The organism is Microbacterium umsixpiens (assembly GCF_053543675.1).
Map to the genome: position 1 here is coordinate 6,265 of NZ_JBLVOH010000095.1, position 622 is coordinate 6,886.

The 622-nt window shown below is 70.6% G+C and carries 1 pseudogene; it reads right to left on the minus strand.

Annotation, left to right across the window (positions count from 1 at the left end):
* A pseudogene (locus ACNPM4_RS09650) lies at window positions 1-622 on the minus strand (alpha-mannosidase); the annotation flags it as partial.

Here is a 622-nt window from a genome sequence, read left to right on the forward strand (position 1 = left end):
GAATCGATGTGCGCGTGGCCGACGGCCGAGATGCGGTGCGCACTGGCCTCGGCGGGCGCGGCGAGCACGTCGGCGAGGCGGGCGCGGGCGTCGGAGGCCGTCGCGACGATGTGCTGCAGGTCGAGCACGTCGAGCGCGTCGTCCATGGCCTGCAGGATGCGCATCCGCCGCGGCGAGGTCGCCGGCAGCTCGGCCTGCAGCTCGAAGAGCACCTCGAGGTCGAGCGACAGGTCGAAGACCTCCGGCTCGAACACCGCGAGGTCCATCCGACGCGCGCGGTACAGCGGCTCCTTCGAGGAGGTGAGGATGTCACCCTCCTGCGTCGGCAGGAAGGGGTGATAGTCCAGCAGCACCGGGTTGGATGCCGCCTCGAGGTACAGCTCCACGGGTTCGTCACCCGCGGCGGTCTCGGTGATGGGCACCCACTGGTTGCGCGGGTTGATGCTCTTCACCGGGATCGGGTCGGACCCTGCGGCGCTGCGACGGTACGCGAGCGCCTCGCACTGGAAGCCCGTCATGTTCACGTCGAATCCGAGGTCGATGAGCGCCTCGACGCGGCGTCCGGCCCATTCGGCGGGCACGCGCCCGGTGAGCTTGAACCAGGTGGTGCCCCAGGCGGGAC